This window comes from Ruegeria sp. ABV4_181 (genome assembly GCF_056158465.1).
This window is the reverse complement of the sequence record NZ_JBSWTI010000006.1, coordinates 196,444-215,991: the sequence shown is the minus strand read 5'-3', so window position 1 is coordinate 215,991 and position 19,548 is coordinate 196,444. Positions and strand designations below refer to the sequence as shown.

General features: G+C 58.9%; 15 protein-coding genes. 5 read left to right on the top strand and 10 right to left on the bottom strand.

From position 1 onward, the window contains the following. Window positions 1-8 precede the first annotated feature (8 nt). On the bottom strand, window positions 9-1,436 hold the full coding sequence (locus ACXAC3_RS20510) for a hypothetical protein (protein WP_475164311.1): 1,428 nt from the start codon (window positions 1,434-1,436) through the stop codon (window positions 9-11). A gap of 451 nt (window positions 1,437-1,887) precedes the next feature. Next, window positions 1,888-2,457 carry a DJ-1/PfpI family protein gene (locus ACXAC3_RS20505; protein WP_475164310.1) on the bottom strand — a complete coding sequence of 190 codons (570 nt, stop codon included), beginning with the start codon at window positions 2,455-2,457 and terminating at the stop codon, window positions 1,888-1,890. 246 nt (window positions 2,458-2,703) lie between these two features. Between ACXAC3_RS20505 and ACXAC3_RS20500 the strand changes: the two genes are divergently transcribed. Further along, complete coding sequence (locus ACXAC3_RS20500; protein ID WP_475164308.1) at window positions 2,704-3,825, top strand: NAD-dependent epimerase/dehydratase family protein; 1,122 nt, start codon at window positions 2,704-2,706, stop codon at window positions 3,823-3,825. An 18-nt stretch (window positions 3,826-3,843) separates the two neighbouring features. On the opposite strand, the gene ACXAC3_RS20495 is transcribed toward ACXAC3_RS20500, so the two are convergent. Next, on the bottom strand, window positions 3,844-4,992 hold the full coding sequence (locus ACXAC3_RS20495; RefSeq protein ID WP_475164306.1) for a glycosyltransferase family 4 protein: 1,149 nt from the start codon (window positions 4,990-4,992) through the stop codon (window positions 3,844-3,846). Between the two features lie 348 nt (window positions 4,993-5,340). Here ACXAC3_RS20495 and ACXAC3_RS20490 point away from each other — a divergent pair, with 348 nt between their 5' ends. Further along, window positions 5,341-6,888 (top strand): GMC oxidoreductase, encoded by a 1,548-nt coding sequence (locus ACXAC3_RS20490; protein ID WP_475164305.1) that lies wholly within the window; start codon window positions 5,341-5,343, stop codon window positions 6,886-6,888. 15 nt (window positions 6,889-6,903) lie between these two features. Here ACXAC3_RS20490 and ACXAC3_RS20485 read toward each other — a convergent pair whose 3' ends face one another. Continuing rightward, the gene (locus tag ACXAC3_RS20485) at window positions 6,904-8,337 is read right to left on the bottom strand and encodes an oligosaccharide flippase family protein (protein WP_475164304.1); all 1,434 of its coding nucleotides are present in this window, start codon (window positions 8,335-8,337) and stop codon (window positions 6,904-6,906) included. Between the two features lie 381 nt (window positions 8,338-8,718). Beyond that, window positions 8,719-9,201: a MarR family winged helix-turn-helix transcriptional regulator gene (locus tag ACXAC3_RS20480; protein ID WP_475164302.1), complete on the bottom strand. Its 483-nt coding sequence runs from the start codon at window positions 9,199-9,201 to the stop codon at window positions 8,719-8,721. A gap of 149 nt (window positions 9,202-9,350) precedes the next feature. Here ACXAC3_RS20480 and ACXAC3_RS20475 point away from each other — a divergent pair, with 149 nt between their 5' ends. Genes ACXAC3_RS20475 through ACXAC3_RS20465 form a run of 3 tightly spaced genes read left to right on the top strand, consistent with a single transcriptional unit; the run spans window position 9,351 to window position 12,178 of the window. After that, complete coding sequence (locus tag ACXAC3_RS20475; RefSeq protein WP_475164301.1) at window positions 9,351-10,373, top strand: TRAP transporter substrate-binding protein; 1,023 nt, start codon at window positions 9,351-9,353, stop codon at window positions 10,371-10,373. A 6-nt stretch (window positions 10,374-10,379) separates the two neighbouring features. Beyond that, entirely contained in the window at window positions 10,380-10,871 is a 492-nt protein-coding gene (locus ACXAC3_RS20470) for a TRAP transporter small permease (protein ID WP_475164300.1), read from the top strand. Next, window positions 10,868-12,178, top strand: a complete 1,311-nt coding sequence (locus ACXAC3_RS20465; protein ID WP_475164297.1) for a TRAP transporter large permease — start codon at window positions 10,868-10,870, stop codon at window positions 12,176-12,178. The genes ACXAC3_RS20470 and ACXAC3_RS20465 overlap by 4 nt, the downstream gene beginning before the upstream one ends. A gap of 24 nt (window positions 12,179-12,202) precedes the next feature. Here the strand turns inward: ACXAC3_RS20465 and ACXAC3_RS20460 are convergent, their stop codons facing one another. The 5 genes from ACXAC3_RS20460 to ACXAC3_RS20440 all read right to left on the bottom strand — a co-directional run bounded on the left by ACXAC3_RS20460 (window position 12,203) and on the right by ACXAC3_RS20440 (window position 19,465). Beyond that, complete coding sequence (locus tag ACXAC3_RS20460) at window positions 12,203-14,107, bottom strand: alpha-amylase family glycosyl hydrolase (RefSeq protein WP_475164295.1); 1,905 nt, start codon at window positions 14,105-14,107, stop codon at window positions 12,203-12,205. A 194-nt stretch (window positions 14,108-14,301) separates the two neighbouring features. Continuing rightward, the gene (locus ACXAC3_RS20455) at window positions 14,302-15,390 is read right to left on the bottom strand and encodes an ABC transporter ATP-binding protein (protein ID WP_475164293.1); all 1,089 of its coding nucleotides are present in this window, start codon (window positions 15,388-15,390) and stop codon (window positions 14,302-14,304) included. Next, the gene (locus tag ACXAC3_RS20450) at window positions 15,383-17,065 is read right to left on the bottom strand and encodes an alpha-glucosidase (protein WP_475164292.1); all 1,683 of its coding nucleotides are present in this window, start codon (window positions 17,063-17,065) and stop codon (window positions 15,383-15,385) included. The genes ACXAC3_RS20455 and ACXAC3_RS20450 overlap by 8 nt, the downstream gene beginning before the upstream one ends. A gap of 7 nt (window positions 17,066-17,072) precedes the next feature. Beyond that, entirely contained in the window at window positions 17,073-18,230 is a 1,158-nt protein-coding gene (locus ACXAC3_RS20445; RefSeq protein ID WP_475164290.1) for a carbohydrate ABC transporter permease, read from the bottom strand. After that, on the bottom strand, window positions 18,230-19,465 hold the full coding sequence (locus ACXAC3_RS20440) for a carbohydrate ABC transporter permease (protein WP_475164289.1): 1,236 nt from the start codon (window positions 19,463-19,465) through the stop codon (window positions 18,230-18,232). Before ACXAC3_RS20440 ends, ACXAC3_RS20445 begins: the two co-directional genes overlap by 1 nt. Window positions 19,466-19,548: the final 83 nt, after the last annotated feature.

Sequence of the window (19,548 nt, the reverse complement as noted above, 5' to 3'; positions counted from 1 at the left end):
ATCTGGTTTTATCTTATAATATTCAGCGGTTTAGAGGTTATGGTCTGGGTGGCGCCGTTGCGGGTCAGCCGCCAGACATAGGTGCCGTCGGCCTGAATTTCAGGCGCGGGCATTTCCCTGGCAAACAGGATGTCCAGATCGGAATCGCCCCGAATCTCAACGCTGGATGCGGCCTTGGACAAATCATCCGGGTGCAGCCGCAATATGTTCTGGGCCCCATTGGTCAGGTCGATCAGCTGCCGGTTGGCAAACTGTTCGGCCGAAAACCCGACATAGCCGCCCCGCGTGACGTAAAGCGTTTTGGATAAATCGGATTCGTTCCTGGAGCCCGGATAGTGGGAAAGGTCGAGCAGCGCCGGGTTGCCCAGAAATGCCGGCATGGGCATCTGACGCAGGACAACCCCGGGATTGACGCCGACAACAAGCGCGGCGTTCCGGAAATCGGCCGGTAGCCGCGCGGTCAGCCCAAGATCGTCGAACCCAATCGACCAGCCCGCCGTGCCGTCAAGCCACACTTCGTCGCCGGGGTCGCCAAAGATCAGGGCGGTTGTGGCGCGCCGTAACCGCCCATCATTGCGCAGAATAAGGAAGTCCTTCCCGCCGTTTCGCAAGTCGATCGCATCCAGAGCCTTTTGCGCGTCACGGCTCAGGTGCCAGACACCGGGGTTTTCAGCGCGCCCGTGCCGGTTTCGTCCGTAACTGTTGCGGGACAAATGGAATCGGGACAGGTGTATCTCGGCGGATCGGCCACTGTCGTGCTCGGAACTCAGCCGGGCAAGATCGGGGTCCGTATGGCCCTGACGCGTCCAGCACTGCGGATCAGACACAAAAACGCGGTCGATGGCATCCGTTTTCAAATGAATTTCGTCGATATCCCGGCTGTACAATTGATCCGTTGAAATTTCGACGATGTTGGCAGCGTCATTCTGTAGGTCTAGATTGACCCGCCGTACCCCGGTTTGAAAAGCAGACAGGTCTGGGCGCGCGATCCCGGCCTCTGCCCACCGCAGCGTGACCTCCTGAGGCTCCGGATTGAGCGTTTCGGGTTGCGAACTGGCAACCATGCTCGGGCCCCAGACGAAGTCTCCGGCCGGGCCCGAGGTTGCGACAAGGGCAGGTATGTCTTTTCCCGTTAAGACATAGGTTCCGATCGGAACCCGGACTTGCAAGTGGGTTCCGTCGATCCGGGTTTTAAGCAATTCATCGGCAAAGGACTCGCTTGGGGTGCGTTCCCATTGCAGCCTTGGATCAACGATAACGATGTCGAACCAGTCGGCGCGCACATCCACTTCGCCTTCATCGGCCGTTTTCAGCAGATCGCCCAGCACCACCACCGTGTCAAACTGTCCGTTTTCCACGTCAATCCGCTCGACCGATTCCAGACGTCCGCGGCCGGCTACCAGATTGGTAGGGCCATCCAGCGCGACTGTGTCCAACCCGCCGCCTCCGTGGAAACTGCCCGAACCGGGCGGACCTAGCGGGACAGTTTCAACCTGTCGGGGGGCAGCCCCGCCTGGATACCCGCAACTGTTCTGAGCCTGCGCAGGATGCAAAACGCCGAATGGCGCGGCCAGAGCAATGCAAAGGCAGTAATCAAGCCTCTTTCGGCAAAGCCTGCTGATCTTGCCCGTAAGCCGGCCACTAAATCGCTTCATTCCAAACCGCACCCAGTCAAAACTATGAACGTAATGGCGCATATGTTCGGGTTATGCCGATTTTAATCTCATAAGCTGCGCGCAATACAAAAAACACTGTGGAAACAGATAGGTAAGAGCATTGCACGCTTGCCGTCAGCGCTCAACCCCTGATTGCGAGTGTTTGTTTTGACAGTAGTGATGTGAGGGAAGCCCAACCCCTTGGGCGCAGCGCGAACTTACAGTTCGCAGTCTACCCGTGCTCAGCGGACAAGGCGCCCCTGAACTTCGCAATCGCCTCATCCGGGACACCCGCCGCCTCCAGCACGGCGGCGGTGAAACTTACGGGTGCGGTGCCCGGTGCCGTAATGACCCGGCTGGCAGAGACCGCCGATGCGCTGTCCTGATACCGGGCAGCGCCCTTATAGTCCTCAACGTTTTGGACCAGGAAATCAGCAGCGTTCGAGGTATGTTGCACGTCGTTCAATAGCCCCGCACGAGCCACAGCCAGCGTCCCTGCGCAGATCCCGCCAACCGCTGCGCCGCCCTCATGCAGCCCGGCGAGGAGAGGGCCGATTTCTGGTGCTTCCGCGGTTTCCCAGATCGTGCCGCCAACAACCACGACCACATCCGGTTTCCAGCCTGACAGCGCATCCAGATCCTGAGATACGACGGCGCGAAGCCCGCCCATTGAACTGACTTCTCCGGTGTCGGGAGAGAAATATTGAACATCCAGATCGTAAAAAGACCTACCCGCTCCGCCGATCAACGCGTATTCCCAGTCTGCAAATCCCTGTGTCAGCAGTACCGCAATCTTTGTCATAATAATTCGTGTCCGACTGTTACCTGAGTAGAACATAAAGTGAACGCGGTAAGTCCGCAATACCAATTTCTCCCGTCACGCAGGATAAGCGGAACGCGAAACTTGCAAAGAACTCTGTAACCCGAAATCGGGGCATCCGCCGGGCCAAACACACGCCAAGCAGCGATGAACCCTGCCGGTTTTCCTTGCATCGGGCGCGGCAGTGGGGCTCAGTTGCCGGAAGGGGCTGACCGGAAAGGGCCGACAATGACCGAGCAAGACGCAATTAGCACGTCCAAATGGCCGCAGGGCGACGCGCCGGTTCTGGTGACCGGCGCGAGCGGGTTCATCGGTCGGGCGGTTGTGCAATGCCTGATAAAATCCGGGGCCAGCACACGTGCGCTGGCGCGAAGTCCGGGCACCAGCGCGCTTTCGCAGCTTGGGGTTGAGGTTTCGCGGGGCTCCATCAGCAGCCCGGGATCGGCGCTGAAGGGCGTCAATACGGTGTTTCACCTTGCCTATGATTTGCGCGCTTCGGGATCGGATAACCTGTCGGCCTTTCGCAGTTTTCTGGACGCAATTGCCAAGGCAGGTGTGCGCAATCTCGTGCACGCAAGCTCGGTCGTCGTCCATGATGGCTGGCCTTCCGGTGCGCTTGTCGAGGATGCTCCGATAACCGCGCCGGACAATGGTTCCAGCTATCGTGGTGCCAAGATCGCCATGGAAAACCTGATTGCCGAGGCCGTCCATGACGGGCAACTGGCATCCGCAACCCTGCTGCGCCCCACGCTTGTCTACGGGCCAGGCAGCCGGATGTGGAGCGAGGCCGTTGTCGATCGCCTCAGATCCGGTCCGATCCTTGTTCCGGATGCGCCTGCGGATCATCCGGCCGGGCGCCCCTTTGGTCTGTGCCATCTTGTCCACGTGGGCGATCTGGCCATGGCGGCCGTGAACGCGGGTGCCATAGCGAAACCTGGAGTTCGCGCCTATCTGATTTCCGATCCATCACCGATCACCTGGCCAGATTATTACCGGGCGCTGTCGAGTGCGATTGGCACCGGAACGGTGGAAACCCGGCCCTTCGCCGAACTGGAGTCCCGGCTTCCGCCGCAGGTCGATGGGCCGGTCGATCAGGGGCCGAGCCTTGCGGCCCGCGTGAGCTCGAAACTGCGAACAATCGTCGGAAACGACACCATCGACATGGTCGGGCGGAAGCTCCGCAAGTATCGTCAAAGCGGCACAGCCGAGCAGTTTCCCGATCGTTTCCTGTTCGAACTTTACACCTCGACCGGTGAAATCGACGTATCCCGGGCCAAAGCTGAGCTGGGTCTTTCGCGCGGTGCCGACATACAGGACCGAATGAAAGATGTGGCAGCCTATTACAAATAGGGGGCGGAACCACCTGAGCTAGCGTTTCGCGGCCAGCCTTCGATATGTGTCGATAAATTGCTGGTGAACCCAATCCGGGTTGAATCTGTCCTCGCGGCTTCTTTCCAGAGCGGCGGCCCCCATCTGCTCTAAGGCGGCCTCATCCGCAAGAACCGAATGAAGCGCATTGCAGATCGCGGCCACATCACCGACGGGCACAACACGCCCGACGCTGTCATCGACCAGTTCGACAACCCCCGAACAGGCGGTCGCTACGACCGGGGTTCCGGTCTGAAAGGCTTCGGGAATGACAAAGGGCAGCGCCTCGTAGCGCGAGGTCAGGGCGAACACATCCGCCGCGCGCACGTGCAGATGCACTTGTTCGGTGCGGCCCGCAAAGGTCAGATGGCTGAGCACGCCTTTTTCTGCTGCCAGCGCCTTGTAGGTTTCTTCCAGTGGTCCATCACCGACAAGCAGGAAACGGTAACCGGGCTGGATGTCTTTCATACGGGCGACACAGTCGATCAGGATATCGATGCCCTTCTGGTGCGACTGGCGCGCCACGGTCACGATAAGCTTTTCGCCGTCGCCAAGATATTTCTGCCGCACGGCGGCAATCGCTTCGGCCGAATCCACCGGTGCCGGTTTGACGCCGAGGCCAAGGACCTGAACCTGTGCTGCCGGGATTCCGCCGATCTCGATCAGGTCCCGCGCCGAGGCATGGCTGGGCGTGATCACCAGATCGCAGTGTCTGGCTACGCGGGAAAACGTCTTCACGCGTTCGGGCTCGGAGCCGTGATAGGTCACCACAACCGGAATACGCCGTCCTGTGCGGGCCATCAGCGAAACCAACGCAGGTGCCGATTCATGCGCATGGATGAGATCGACGCGGTTCCGCCCAAGCCATCGGCGCAATCCAAGAACCGAATGAGCAAGGTGTTTCAGTCGCGCGGGGATGCGCCCCCCCTCGCTGGCCACGTAGCGTATTGGAAGTTGCAGAAAACCGTCGTCATCACCCCCGTACCAGACGCCTGCGTTGCCCGACAGCGTGATGTCATGTCCAAGTTCGCGCAATGTCTGAGTCAGCGCCAGCATGTGCCTTGGGATGCCGCCAAGGTTGAACTGCGTGCCGATCTGAAGAACCGACAGGGGTGGCTGGTCACCATTTTGCGACTGTTCGGTCGTCATGGGTCTTTCTCCGGCCGTATCAGAACTGCGCGCGGGTAATCGCTGCATATTTACATCACTTTCACAGGTCGCACAGCGTTGCAAGGCGCAGGGGAATGCGCCTTCGCACGTGTTCTGCAAAGTGAACAATGGCACGTAGATCGGCAAAATGTTTCCAGACAGGGGCCGGCAATTCCGACAATACGCAAAGCCACCCATCCCCAACCGCCACCTGCCGATGCGGCCGGAGTCAGGCGGTTGACATATGGTATCCGATCTACAATCTGGTCCGGACTTTTGAGACAGGCGCCAACCATTGGAAACGAAGCGCATTTTTGATGACGGGAACGGCCCGCATGGACGGTATCCATGACGGAGGGGCTGACCGACATTGTTATTGGGTCTGGTCCCTCGGCGCTGGCAACGGTTGAGGCTCTGTTGGCGAGGGGCCGGAAAGTAACCGTTGTGGATGCGGGTCGGAAGCTTGAACCGAACCGCGCCGCGCTCCGCGATACTCTGGGTGCGACGGAACCGGAAGGCTGGGATCAGGGCGCGCTGGCTGAACTCCGCGCCCGTCAGCTTGATATTACCGACAGTGCGGCGCGTTTCGGATCACGCTTTGCGCTGCGCGCGCGGGACGACGTGGTTTTTCCCGAAAACACGGATGTGGTTTTGCAGTCTTCGCGGGCTTTCGGCGGCCTGAGCAATGTGTGGGGGTCGGCAGTTCTGCCCTGGGCTCCTGATGATCTGGCGGGTTGGCCCGTCACTGCGACCGATCTGAAACCACATTATGCCGAGGTCGCGTCGCTGGTATCTGTTGCCGGCAGCGCGGCCTCATTCGACGACATTCTGGCCTCGGGCGACCTGCCGCTTGCGCATCAGTTACCCGCGACGCGACAGGCCAGGACGCTGTTGCGCCGCCTGAAACCGAAAACCACACCGGGCGGAGCACAGTTCTGGCCGGGACTCGCGCGTCAGGCGGCCGGACCCGATTGCCGCGCCTGCGGGCTTTGCCTGTACGGCTGCCCATACGGTCAGATTTTCAACAGTTCGGCCAAAATGGCCGCCCACCTGCGGGAAGGCCGGATTGCATACCAACAGGCTGAGGTCGTTCGGATCCGCGAGGGTGCAGACGGTGTAACACTGGATATCGCGGACGGGCGTTCGCCGATTTCAGGCGCGCGCGTCTTCGTCGCGACCGGCGTGCTCGAGACCGCACGGCTTTTGTTTGAAAGCAATGGCGAACTGGCGGGGCGCGGCGTGGTTCTCCGCGACAGCCGGCACATGTTCACACCTCATCTGGCGACCTGGGGGGCGGGAAATATCGGGTCCGGACCCCATCACACATTGGCGCTTGCGTTTGTCGAACTGCGCGACCAGGCGATATCCCCCTGGACCATACACTCGCAGCTTTACGGCTGGAATGACTTCTACGCGCGCGAAATGTTCAACAAATACGGGCATGGCATTGGCCTGTTGCGGCCGGTATTCGACCGCGTCGCGCGTCGTTTGATTGTCGTGCAGAGCTTCCTGCACTCGGATCACTGTGCCAAAATTCACCTGCGGCCCGCGCCGGGCGATCCTGAACGACGGCTGAGCGCAGAGGTCGAAGAGGCAGAGGATTTTGGAAAACGGGTTGGCCAAATCCGGCACGCAATGGCAAGATACCTGCGGCCCGCAGGGTTGATCGCAATTACCAAGGCGGGCCAGATCGGCCTGCCGGGTTCAAGCTTTCATTGCGGCGCGACCCTGCCCATGAAGAATAATCCCGGGCTGGGCGATACCGACACACTCGGACGGCCGCACGGCGCCACCAGGACATATGTGGTCGATGCCTCAGTCATGCCGGCGATCCCGGCCAGTACAATCACCCTGTCAGTCATGGCCAACGCACACCGGATTGCCACATTGGCCTAGTGGCGGTTCCTTGGCTTACGTCTCGCCACGGATCATCCGCAACGCCTGGGAAATGGAGCCGGGCATGGCGACGGGCATCAGGGCAAAGAACGCCAATCCTCCGATGCCGATGGAACTGAAAAACAGCGCCGCAACGCCCAAAGACCCACCGACCAGTTTTTGCCACACAAGCACGACCAGGGCCATTGCGGCAGAGATCAGCAAAGGCGCGACCAGCTTCGCCAGATAACGCCGCCACCCGATGGCCTCGGTCGCCAGCGCAACATTCGAACGTATTGGAAACGCGATTACGGCACGGGTCGTGGCAGCGACCGCGACGGCAAACAAACCGAACTGCGCCGCGACACCTATCAGGGCGAAACCAACCGCGACCTCGATTCCTGCGGCAACCAGAAACCGCGAAAGTTTGCCATGGGCCAGCAGATAGGCCTCTTGTATGGCGACAAGCGCATTCACTGCCCCCATAAGGCACATCAGCGGAAGGATCTGTCCGGCACCGGTCCAGTCCGGACCGACAGTCAGCAGAACGCCGGGTTTTGCGACCACGGCCAGCCCGGCAAAGGCCACAAAAGCAATCAGCGCCGCGATCTGGGACACGTTGAGCAGGAAGCGCGCCGTGTCACCCGTTTGGCGGCGCAGTTCGGCAAAGCTCGACTGTGCGACGCCTTTCAGCGGAAACGAAACCAGTGTCGTCAACAACTCCACCAGCCGGAACGCGAAGGAATAAAGACCTACCGCGACCGGGCCTGTTGTCAGGCCCAGTGCGATGGTCGGTGTGTGGACGATGACCAGTGAGGATGTCCGCAGGACAAGCGTGTTCGGGCCCAGCCCGTGCACAAGCGCGAGATCGGCGCGTGTCGGAATCCGCTTGGGCAACCAGCCCGCGGCGACAATCGAGATCGCCGAGTTGACGCCAAGCTGCACCAATCGCTGCCCGACCAGGCTCCAGGCTCCGAAGCCATTGACCGCCAGCGTGATGCACACAATGCCGCCCGCCACAACGGCCACGGCGTTGCGAATTGCGATGATCCGGAAATCGTGGTTGCGCCTGAGGATGGCGCTGGATACTCCGCCAGCGCCCAGAAACAGGATCGCCGGGCTTGCAGCCGTCAGCAAACCGGCAACCTTTGGTTGGCCGTATAGCGCGGCGATCGCCGGCGAAAACAGGATCAGCAGGCCGACAATGGCAAGCGAGACAAACATGAGGGCGACGAATGTGCCTTCAAGCCGCCCATCCTCGATCGTGTGACGCTCGATGATCGCTTCGGTCATGGTGTCGCGAACCAGAACCTCGCCAATGAATACAAAGGCAAAGGCCATCATGACGATGCCAAAAGCCTCGGCGCCTATGATCCGGGCCACCAGAATAAAGACGAAAATCCCGGTCAGGTTCTCGACCAGGCTGGATCCGGTGATCCAGGCCACATTTCGCGAGAAATGCCGGTTCATCCGCCGCACTCCATACACGGATCAGGTATCAATGTGGCGGCCCGGTCGCTGGCAGAAATCATAGCGATCCGCTCCGGTCAAATTTCAGCGCCTGGTCTGTCATCCTGAAGTCACAGCCACCGGGGCTGGTTGTCCCATGCCTTGCCCATCAAAATCATCAAATATGGTTCTTACTTTTCTAAGCATAGGAATATACGCGTAAAGCCTTCAAATTCCCGAAAAGAACCGGAACCGCAATTTATTCGGCGACTCTGTTGCAAAATTAAGAACACTCCGGGTCCACTAAGCACCTATGTCGGAACCGAGGGATCGTTCGGGGCGGGAATTTATCCTGCGGACAGCCTGCATTTTGGCACACGGACTATATCCATCTGCCCCAAGTCACCGTTGCGCACGCGCACACTGCTCAAGCTTGCCGAGCATCTTCGTCAGTGTCTTACGCTCATCCGGTGCCAATGCGCCAAGGATCTGCTCTTCCAGTGCGACCAGATGGGGGGACATTGCCTTGTACAGATCCAGCCCTTTTTGCGATGGTGTAAGCAGTTCGCTTCGGCCGTCGTCGGGGTTTGGGTGCCGTTCAAGCAAGTGCCGGCTTTCCAGTTTTCCCACGGCGCGGCTGACGGCAACTTTGTCGATGGTCGCGGCAGCGACGATTTCGCGGTTGGTGATCTTCCGGTCGCGCACCAGAATTGCCAGAACCCGCCATTCGGCTGAGCTGAGATCAAACTTGTCCTGGTGGATGGCCCGTACCAGGTCGTTCACGGCGGCGTAGGTCCGGCGCAGCTGATAGGGAAAGAAACTGTTCAGATCAAGCTCGGTCGGTTTGGCTGGTTCGTGGGTTTCAATCTTCGACTTTTGTCCCATGCGGTATCTCCCACCGACCGCAATAGCGGTTGGCCAAGTCTGTCGTGATTTTAGTTGACATCGTTGCACATGAAACCAATACTTGCAATATAGTTTCGATAGTAACTAGTTGCAATCTGGGAACTGCTATCTCTGGGGAGGAGAATGACATGATCACTGGAACCAAGATCGGCGGACTTCTGGCAGCCACGCTGATAAGCACCGGGTTGACCGTTTCGGTCGCGACAGCCGAAGAGTTTGTCTTGTCTTCATGGTTGCCGCCGCAGCATCCGGTCGTTGCGAACGTCATCCAGCCATGGGCCGATTCCGTCGCCGAAGCCACCGAGGACCGGGTGACCGTGCGTATTCTTCCCAAACCGCTTGGCCCGCCCCCGGCGCATTATGATCTGGCCGTGGATGGGGTCGCGGATATTACCTATGGGTTGCATTCCTTTACCCGCGACGACCGGTTCCTGCGCTCGCGGATCGGGCAGTTTTCGTTTCTGGGAGACTCGGCGGAAAACACCTCAGTGGCTTACTGGAACGTTTATGCCGGGGATCTGGATGCACAGGCTGAACACGAAGGCGCCAAGCTGCTTGGTCTGTTCGTTCACGGGCCGGGCATGTTCCACAATAACCAGCGCAAGATCGAAACTGCCGACGATTTCGCCGGTCTGAAAATTCGTACCCCGGGCGGGTATATAGCGGATCTGTCAACGGATCTGGGCATCACCACACAGTTCATGGGCCCCGGTCAGGTCTTCGAGAAACTGTCCACCGGCGTCATCGACGGCGTTACTTTCCCGATGGAAGCGTTGAAAGCGTTCAAGCTTACGGATCACGTGACCCACACGATGCGCATTCCGGGCGGCATGTATAACACGTCCTGGTTCCTGATCATGAATGAAGACCGCTGGAACGATATCGCGGACGCTGACAAGGCGGCCATTGAAGCCGTATCCGGTGAAGCCTTTGCCGCGCTTGCCGGCCAGGCCTGGGATGCAGCAGATGCCGTGGGCGCCGAATATGTGGCCGAAAGCCAGGTCGAGGTTTACGAAGCGCCGGATGCGGTTCTCGACACCATTCGCGGTTTCGCGGACAAGCACGAAGCGGCCTGGGCCGAGGCAGTGGCCGCCACCGGGTTTGACGGGACGGCTGCGCTGAAGGAAATGCGCGCTCAGGCCGGAAACTGAACCGTCATGCGCCAGCAGGACACGGCAACCCGTCCGCGCAAAAGCGTGATGCTGTTCCGCGCCATGGCTGTCGGCTCTGTGGTGGTCCTGCTGGCGATGATGCTGCTGACATCCGCTGATGTGGTAGCGCGCTATGTTTTCAACAGCCCGATAAAAGGCGCGTTTGAGCTGACGGAAATCGGTCTTGCCGTTCTGGTGTTTCTGGCCATGCCCCTGACCACCGCTTCCAACGAACATGTGACAGTCGATCTCCTCACGCTGCCGTCCCGCGCGCTGATGTCCAGAGTTCTCGTTCTCGTTGGTTTCGTCATCGTGGCCGGCACGTTTGCAGCCATGGCGTGGGAGGTCTGGGAACACGCCGCAAAGCTGCAGAAGCGGGGCACGGTGACGAACTCTCTATCCATCCCTGTCTATCTGGTTGCATTCCTCGTTTCTGCGGCCTGCGCCGTATCGGTCTTTGCCGCGGCGGTTGCGTTTTTCAAAGGCTCTGATGAATGATCGCCTCACTTCTGGGTATCGCCGTCCTGTTTCTGCTGGTTCTGGCGCGGGTGCCGATTGCATTTGCCATGATCTGCGTCGGTACGGTCGGGTTTGCCCTGCTGCGCAGCTGGAAGGCGAGTTTTACCCTGTTGGGCAATACAACCTTTGACACGGTTCTCTCGTTTACCCTGTCGGTCATCCCGTTGTTCATTCTCATGGGAAACCTGCTGACCGCATCGGGTGTCAGCCATTCCCTGTTCGCCGCCGCGCAACGGCTGCTGCGCAATCTGCACGGCGGTCTGGCGATGGCGACGGTGGTGGCCTGCGGAGGGTTCAGCGCGGTTTGCGGATCGTCGCTTGCCACCGCTGCCACAATGTCAAAGGTGGCCATGCCATCCATGCGCAAGGTCGGCTATGCCGACAGCCTTGCGACAGGGTCCATCGCAGCCGGCGGGACATTGGGTATTCTGATCCCGCCTTCGGTCATCTTGATCATTTACGGCATCATCACCGAAGCGGATATTGCCAAACTGTTCCTGGCAGGATTGCTTCCCGGGCTGTTAGGCGTGCTGCTTTACATGGCGGCGGTTTATGCGGCGGTAAAGGTAAAACCCGAACTGGCACCAGCGGGTTCCGACGATATCCCACTGACACCGCGGGATATCGTCGGGGTCTGCGCGGTTGTCGGGCTGTTTGCTCTGATCATGATCGGTATCTATGGTGGGTTCTTTACCCCGTCCGAAGCTGCGGCTGTGGGGGCCTTCCTTTCTCTGCTGATCGCCATTGGCATGGGGGGGTTGAGGTTTCCCGACCTCATTCAGGTGGGTATCGACACGGTCCGGCCCACCGCCATGATCTTCGCGATTGTCATCGGGGCCGAGGTGTTTTCCAACTTTGTCAGCTTTGCGGGCCTGCCCGACGCGATCCTGAGCTTTGTGCAGTCCCTGAACGTCAATGCCTTTGTCGTGATGTTTGTGCTGGTCCTGATCTACATTCTGCTGGGCGCATTTCTGGAAAGCCTGTCGATGATCCTGCTGACGGTGCCGATCTTCTTTCCGATGGTCATGGCGTTGGACTTCGGAGACGGCTTGTTGTCGAGCCCCGAGGCGGTGGCCATCTGGTTCGGGATTATCGTAGTTGTCGTGACCGAGATCAGCCTGATTTCGCCACCCATCGGACTGAACGTATTCGTACTGCGTACGATCCTGCCGGATATCCCGATCCGGACGATGTTTGCGGGGATTTTGCCGTTTTGGGTGGCCGACATCCTTCGTCTGGCATTGCTTATCGCATTCCCGTCTGTTTCCCTGCTGCTTTCGATCTGAATGCGTCAGGTTTGACGTGACCTCTCAACGAAGCCAGAGACGTGCGTAAGGCGGCAAAGTAATGCGCCCATCAACGGGGTTGATCGCTGTATCGGATAGCAGGTCATGCAGTCCGGATGCGCCTTGCCGGCGAAGCCAGGACACCGGCATTTCGACTGCGTTTTCGGAAAAATTGAAGGCGCAGACAACGCTGCCGGTCGGTGACCGTCTGGCAAATGTGAACAATGCGGATGTGCCGGTGTTCAGAATTTCTGTCGGGTTGGCGGCATGAAACTCCTTTGTTCTGGCGCGGCGGTCCAGAATTTCCCGCATCCCGGAATAGACACGCCCCGGCGCGCCATCCGGTTCGGTCTGCGCTGTGCCCGCACGATCCCAGTCCATCATGGGCCGGTGCAGCCAGCGGCTGTCATGCACGTTGGCGGGATCGTCGCGATAGCTCCAGTCGTTCAGTAACGCAATTTCATCGCCCATATAAATCAGGGGAATGCCGCCATAGCTGGCGATAATCGCGTGACCCATCAGTATCCGGTCGATCGCGCGGTCGATTGTTGGGCCGTCACCGGCCGCCACGGCGCGTTCCAACCCGGCAAGCGATGCACAGGTGCCACTGATCCGCTTGTCGCCGGTATCGGGGTTGAACTGGAACAGTTCGCCCTTGGCAAAGCTTCCGGGAAACACGCCCTCGTAAAAGTCCGACAAAAAGGCCCGGTGCGGCTGACCGCCGAGCCCGACAGCTGCGGCATCTTCATCCGTCACGGCCCAGCCGATATCGTCGTGGCAACGCAGATAGGTCGCATAAGTGGCGTTTGTAAGCGTCTTGGGGAAATGCGTATCAAGCACATGGGTCATCAGCCTTGTGTCCCGGGACGCAAGCGATGACCAGAACTGCACCATAAGCGAGTTGTGGTAGGCCAGGTTGCCTTCCTTGCCGTCGTGTTCACCGCGCCCGAGATAGGGCAACATCTCAGCAGGGCTGACAATGGCTTCTTCCAGATGAATGACCGATGGCGCGACGATCCGGCTGGCGGCGCGCAGCGCGTGCAGCAGTACATGGCATTCAGGCTCAGACTGACAACGCGTGCCCATGCGCTTCCACATGAACGCAACCGCATCAAATCGCAGGATATCGACCCCGCGATTGGCCAGTGACAGCATGATGTCCGTCATCTCAAGAAAAACCTGCGGGTTGGCCCAGTTCAGGTCCCATTGGTGTTCGTTGAACGTGGTCCAGACCCATTTTTGGCAATCGTCATACCAGGTGAAATTACCGGGCGCGCCATCCGGGAAGACTTCGACCAGAGACTGTTCGTACTGTATCGGCAGCGTGTCATCGGAAAACATCAGGTAGTAGTTCGAATATTTCGCATCACCCTTGCGCGCTTTTTTGGCCCAGGCGTGTTCCTTTGCGGTGTGGTTCAACACCATGTCGATGCAGACACTGATCCCACGCGCGCGGCAGGCGCGGGCTGCGCTTTCAAAATCCTCCATCGTACCAAAGGCGGGATTGATCGCGCGATAATCCTGAACAGAATAGCCGCCGTCATTGTCGCCCTTGCGCGGTTTCAGGCAGGGCATGAAATGCACGTAATTGATGCCGAGGTCGCTTAGATAATCCAGCTTGCCTGAAACGTCGCGAAAGTGACCGCAGAAGCGGTCAATATAAAAGACATATCCCGCCATGTCCTGACGTTGAAACCAATCCGGTTCCAGATCCCGTTTCAGATCGAGCATACGCAAGTCTTCCGGGCGGTTTTTCCAGGCTCTGCGAAGCAATCTGTCCAGCGCCTTCCGGAATTGGTCAAAGTCGTCGCGATGGCCGTAAAGCCGCTCCAGCATCGGCCAGAGGTCGTCCCGGCTGCGCTGATAGCGCAGGTCAAAAAGCGTTTCGCCGATATCGTCAGAGGCGTTGTGGACCTTGTTTGGTGGCATTGGGGCAGCTTCAAATTGGTCTTAGGTAATCCGGAACATGGCAGCCTTGTCCGGTTTCGTCCGTGACGTCAGGATAACGAACCCGGCCTTGATGGAACATTCACCCCCGTGCGACCCGTTCACCTCCGGCAATTGAGGCCATGACGAACGGGCTGACACTGGGATATCGCATGCCGTCTGAGACGCCAGCGCGCTTACATGTAATACAGCGAGCGTCCGTCCATAAAGACCTGCACCTTCTCGGGCTCAGCCGTCATCCGAAGGGTTTTGCCCCGATCTTGGTGGATGCCGGTCAGTTTTCCGATCAGCGGGTCCCTGTCGCCGGTGCTTTCGAAATACAGCAGAGTGACTTCACCCAGCGCCTCGGTGATATTCACCTTGCCTTCGAATATGTAATCACCGGTTGTCTCAACCAGATCCTCGGGCCGAACGCCGACATTGACCTTCCGTCCCATAAGCGCCTCGGTTGATGGCGCCGCTGAGATGGCGGTTCCGCCGCCTTCCATCCGGATCGTTGTCTGTTCGCCCGTTGCGGTGATTTCGCCCGGCAACAGGTTCATGGCCGGGGACCCGATGAACTGCGCAACAAATTCGTTTTCCGGCCTTTCATAAAGCTCCAGCGGTGTGCCGACCTGTCCGATCCCTTCGCCAACCGTCAGAACAACAATGCGCGAGGCAAGCGTCATCGCCTCAACCTGATCATGCGTGACGTAGATCATCGTGCTGTCAGGCATGGATTCCTTGAGCTGGGCAATCTCGATACGGGTCGCAACCCGCAGCGCCGCATCCAAGTTCGAAAGCGGTTCATCGAACAGATAGACCTTGGGGTCCCGAACGATCGAGCGGCCAATGGCGACCCGTTGTCTCTGACCACCTGACAGCGCCTTGGGCAGACGGTCAAGAAACGGTTCAAGTTGCAGAATACGCGCCGCATTGGTGACCGCGGCGTCGATCTCTTCCGGGGTTTTCTTGGCCAGCTTCAGGGCGAACGACATGTTGTCGCGCACTGTCATATGGGGGTAGAGCGCGTAGGACTGAAACACCATCGCAATACCGCGCTGCGCCGGGGGAACGTCATTGACGACCTGGCCGTCAATCTCCAGCGTCCCGCTTGTGATGGTTTCAAGCCCGGCGATCATCCTGAGCAGGGTGGACTTCCCACAGCCGGAAGGGCCGACAAAAACGATCAGCTCACCTTTTTTAATATCCAGGTTGATATCGTGCAGCACGTGAACCTTGCCGCTGTAAACCTTTTGGACGTCGGTTAGTTTGATTTCAGCCATTTGCTCTCCCCTTGGAAGTCACTGCTGCCTTGGCGAATAGGGCTTGCCACGGACCCAGGGTCACGGTGCGGCCGGACAGGTCTTGCGGGGCGCAGGGCGCATCCGCAATCGTCGCCCAGTCTTCACCCGGCAAGTCCGTTGCTTGTTCGCTGTCGCTAAGGTTAAAGGCACAAAAGATGCGTTCGTCGTCTGTGCTTCGGATGAAGCTGAGGAAATCGTCCCGTGCGGCGACCGGTTCATACTGCCCATTGGCCAGAGCCCGGTGTTGCGCGCGGAAGGACAGTACTGATCTGTAATAGTTCAGCGTGCTGTTCGGATCGTCTTCCTGAACTGTGACCGACCGTTCGGTATGTTCCACGGCAACCGGCAACCACGGGCGCGCATCCGAAAATCCGCCATTGGGCGTGGTCCGGCGCCAGGGAATCGGCGTGCGGCAGCCGTCGCGCCCGCGGAACTTGGGCCAGAAGCGGATACCGTAGGGGTCCTGCAGGTCTTCGAACCCGACATATGCCTCGTTCAGGCCAAGCTCTTCGCCCTGATACAGGCAGACCGACCCTTTGATGGAACACAGCAGCGCAAGATAGGCGCGATAGGCCGGATCGGTCAAATTCCAGCGTGACTTGTGACGCACGACATCGTGGTTAGAAAAGGCCCAGCAGGCCCAGCTATCCGGGCCAACCTCGTCGAGATGTTCCAGCACATGCGCAACCCGCGATCCCGAAGGATGCGCGTTGGCCAGAAACGAGAAGTCGTAGCACATATGCAGTTTGTCGCCGCCGGACGTATAATCCGCCTGAACCTGCGTGCCGCGATGGCTTTCGCCAACTTCGCCAACGGATGTCGCTGCGGGGTATTCATCCAGCAGCGCCCGAAACCGGCGCAGGAACTCAAGGTTCTCTGGCTGGGTCTTGTCGTACAGATGATCCTGGAAGTTGTAGGGGTTTACCGCGGGTGCGGTCTCATCGTTGCGCTGGTCCGGTCGCAGAGCTGGATTGTCGCGCAACTGCGCGTCGTGAACATAGAAATTCACGGTGTCCAGACGGAACCCGTCGACCCCGTGATCGAGCCAGTAGCGCACGATATACAACAGCGCCTGCTGAACATCCGGGCAGTGGAAATTCAGGTCCGGCTGCTCTTTGAGGAAATTGTGCAGGTAATACTGCATCCGCTGGCCGTCCCATTCCCAGGCGGAACCGCCGAAAATGCTGAGCCAGTTGTTGGGGGGCGAGCCGTCCGGTTTCGGGTCTGCCCAGACATACCAGTCCGATTTCGGGTTGTCGCGGTCGGTGCGGCTCTCGGCGAACCAGGGGTGTTGGTCCGAGGTGTGGCTGAGTACGAGGTCGATCAGAACCTTCAGGCCAAGCTGATGCGCCCGTTCAACCAGCGCGCCGAAATCACCCAGAGTTCCGAACATGGGGTCGATGTCGCGGTAGTCGGTGACATCATACCCGAAATCCAGCATCGGCGACCGGAAGAACGGTGAAATCCAGATCGCGTCGACGCCGAGTTCCGCGATATAGGGCAGCCGGTGGATGATCCCCGGCAGATCGCCAATGCCGTCATTGTTGGAATCCTGAAAGCTGCGTGGGTAGATCTGATAGATTACCGCACCGCGCCACCAGTCCGGGTCGATCCGGCTTTCGATCTGAGGGGAGGGGGAGACTGATCCGTGCATGTCAGGGTCACTTCACCGAACCGGCCAGCAGGCCACGAACAAGATATCGCTGCATCGCAAAGAAAACCAACAAGGGTACCGCGATCGAGACAAAAGCAGCGGTTGCAAGAATTTCCCAGTTTCCGCCACGCGTGCCCAGAAGCTCGACAATCTGGTTGGTCATCACAGTTGTCTCACCGGTGGCGTCGATCAGGAACACCTTGGCAACCAGCAGGTCATTCCACGTCCACAGGAACTGGAAAATCGCAAAGGACGCCAAGGCCGGGAACGACAGGGGGAGGATAATTTTCACGAAAATCTGAAAATCCGTCGCTCCGTCGACCTTGGCGTTTTCGATGATGTCGCGCGGCAGCCCGACCATATAGTTTCGCAGCAGATAGACCGCCAGCGGCATGCCAAATGCGGTATGCGCCAGCCAGGTGCCAAGATATCCCTTGCCGATGCCGATCCCCAGATGCAGCTTCAGCAACGGAATCAGCGCCAGTTGCAGGGGCACAACCAGCAAGCCCACAACGCAGGCGATCAGCAGCGCCCGGCCCGGAAACTGCATCCACGCCAGCGCATAGGCCGCAAAGGCCGCGACCACGATCGGAATGATCGTTGCGGGGATCGTTACCGTCAGCGTGTTGAAGAACGCCTTGGCCATGCTGTCCGTGCTGGAACCGCTGAACAGGATCTGGTTGTAATTTTCCAGTGTGAATTCGGGTGGCACCTCGGCCTGGATGAACACACGCTGGCCGCGACGTCCGGGTTCTTCGACACTGGTATAGCGATAGCTGCCATCCGCGTTTAGGATCATAGTCTCTTCGCCGAACTCGGCCTTTTCACCGATCTCATAGGCCGAAACATCACGCGAGGACACGCCGTATCTGGACAGGGTCACCTCGGTTCCGGGGCCATCTTCGGCGTCGGTCAGCAGGTTGCCTTCAACCACATACAGCCCGTCCTGCTGGGTGGCGGCATCCCGACCACCCGTGCGCATCTGCAAGGTCTGCTGGGCCGGGAACATCGCGTTCCACCAGCCCGAACTGGTGATCTGATCAGCTGTCCGGAAGGATGACACCAGAAGCCCAACGGTCGGGAACAACCACAGAGCCACCAGTAGAACAACTGAAATATGCACCGCCCATGTGAGGGACGATTTGGTTCCTGCCATGCCGTCCATCAGCTCATCTCCTTGCGTGCGTTGTGAACGTTCCAGACAAGGATCGGCGACACCAGCAGCATGATGATAATCGCACTGGCCGAGCCGACGCCCCAGTCATTTGCGCGGAACAGTTTGTCGAACATGTAATTGGCCAGAACCTGCGTTTCCCACTGGCCGTTGGTCATCGCAAAGACGATATCGAAGACCTTGAGAACGACCAGCGTGATGGTTGTCCAGACCACGACGATGGTGCCCATGATCTGCGGTATCTTGATCGAGAAGAAGACCTGAAACGGGTTGGCCCCGTCAATGATCGCAGCCTCAATGGTCTCTTCTGGAATGCCGCGCAGCGCGGCAGACAGGATCACCATGGCAAAACCCGTCTGAATCCAGATCAGCACAACCATCAGGAAGAAGTTGTTGAAGAACGGAATTGTCAGCCAGGTCTGGGGCTGGCCGTAGGGCAGGTCGGCGCTGAAAATGTTGACGACCAGCACAAGCGCGCGAACCGCGAAATAACCCACCACGACAATGCCGGCGAACCGTATGGTCGACAGGAAACCTGAGGAATTGTCGCCGCTGCCCTGTCGTATCAGCTGATACAGGACCCAGCCGGCATAAAGCAAAATGCCCGCGATGCTCAGCACCATCAGCCCCGGTACAAGTTTCAGAAGCAGGAAAGATCCGACCCCTCCGTTGAACTGAAGCCATACCGCGTTCAGAACGCCGATCTGGTTCGATTCAATCGGCCGGATGTCGTAGATAAGCTTGAAGATCACCGAGGCCCCCACGAATGAGATCGCCATCGGCATGAAAATCAGCGACTTGGCGATGCTGCCCCATTTGATACGGTCGGTTAGCTGCGCGGCCAGAAGGCCGAAAGCCGTCGACGCCGCGGGCACTACGATCAGCCAAAGCATGTTGTTGCGCATGGCTTCCCAGAACTTCGCTTCGCTGAACATCTGGTTGTAATTGGCCAGTCCGACAAAGGCACCGCCCTGACTGCGATCCGTCAGGCTCAGGCGGAGCGTTTCCACCACCGGATAGGCAAGATACAGGCCAAGCGCGAACATTGCCGGGAAGAGAAACAGCCAGGGTCTTATCCTGTTGGCCCGATTGATATTGCGCCCCGCATTGGGGCCCTTGGCGGGGAACAGGACCTTATCCAGAAACTGGTTCGAGAAATAGTAATACCCGATACACCCACCAACACCGACAATGATTGTAATCAAACCTTGAAGAGAAGGATGCATGGCAGGATTCCCATTGCTGAACCGAGACTGATCCCGGTCTTTTGAGGCACATCAGGCGCCAGGAATGTGCGAACGGAACCCGG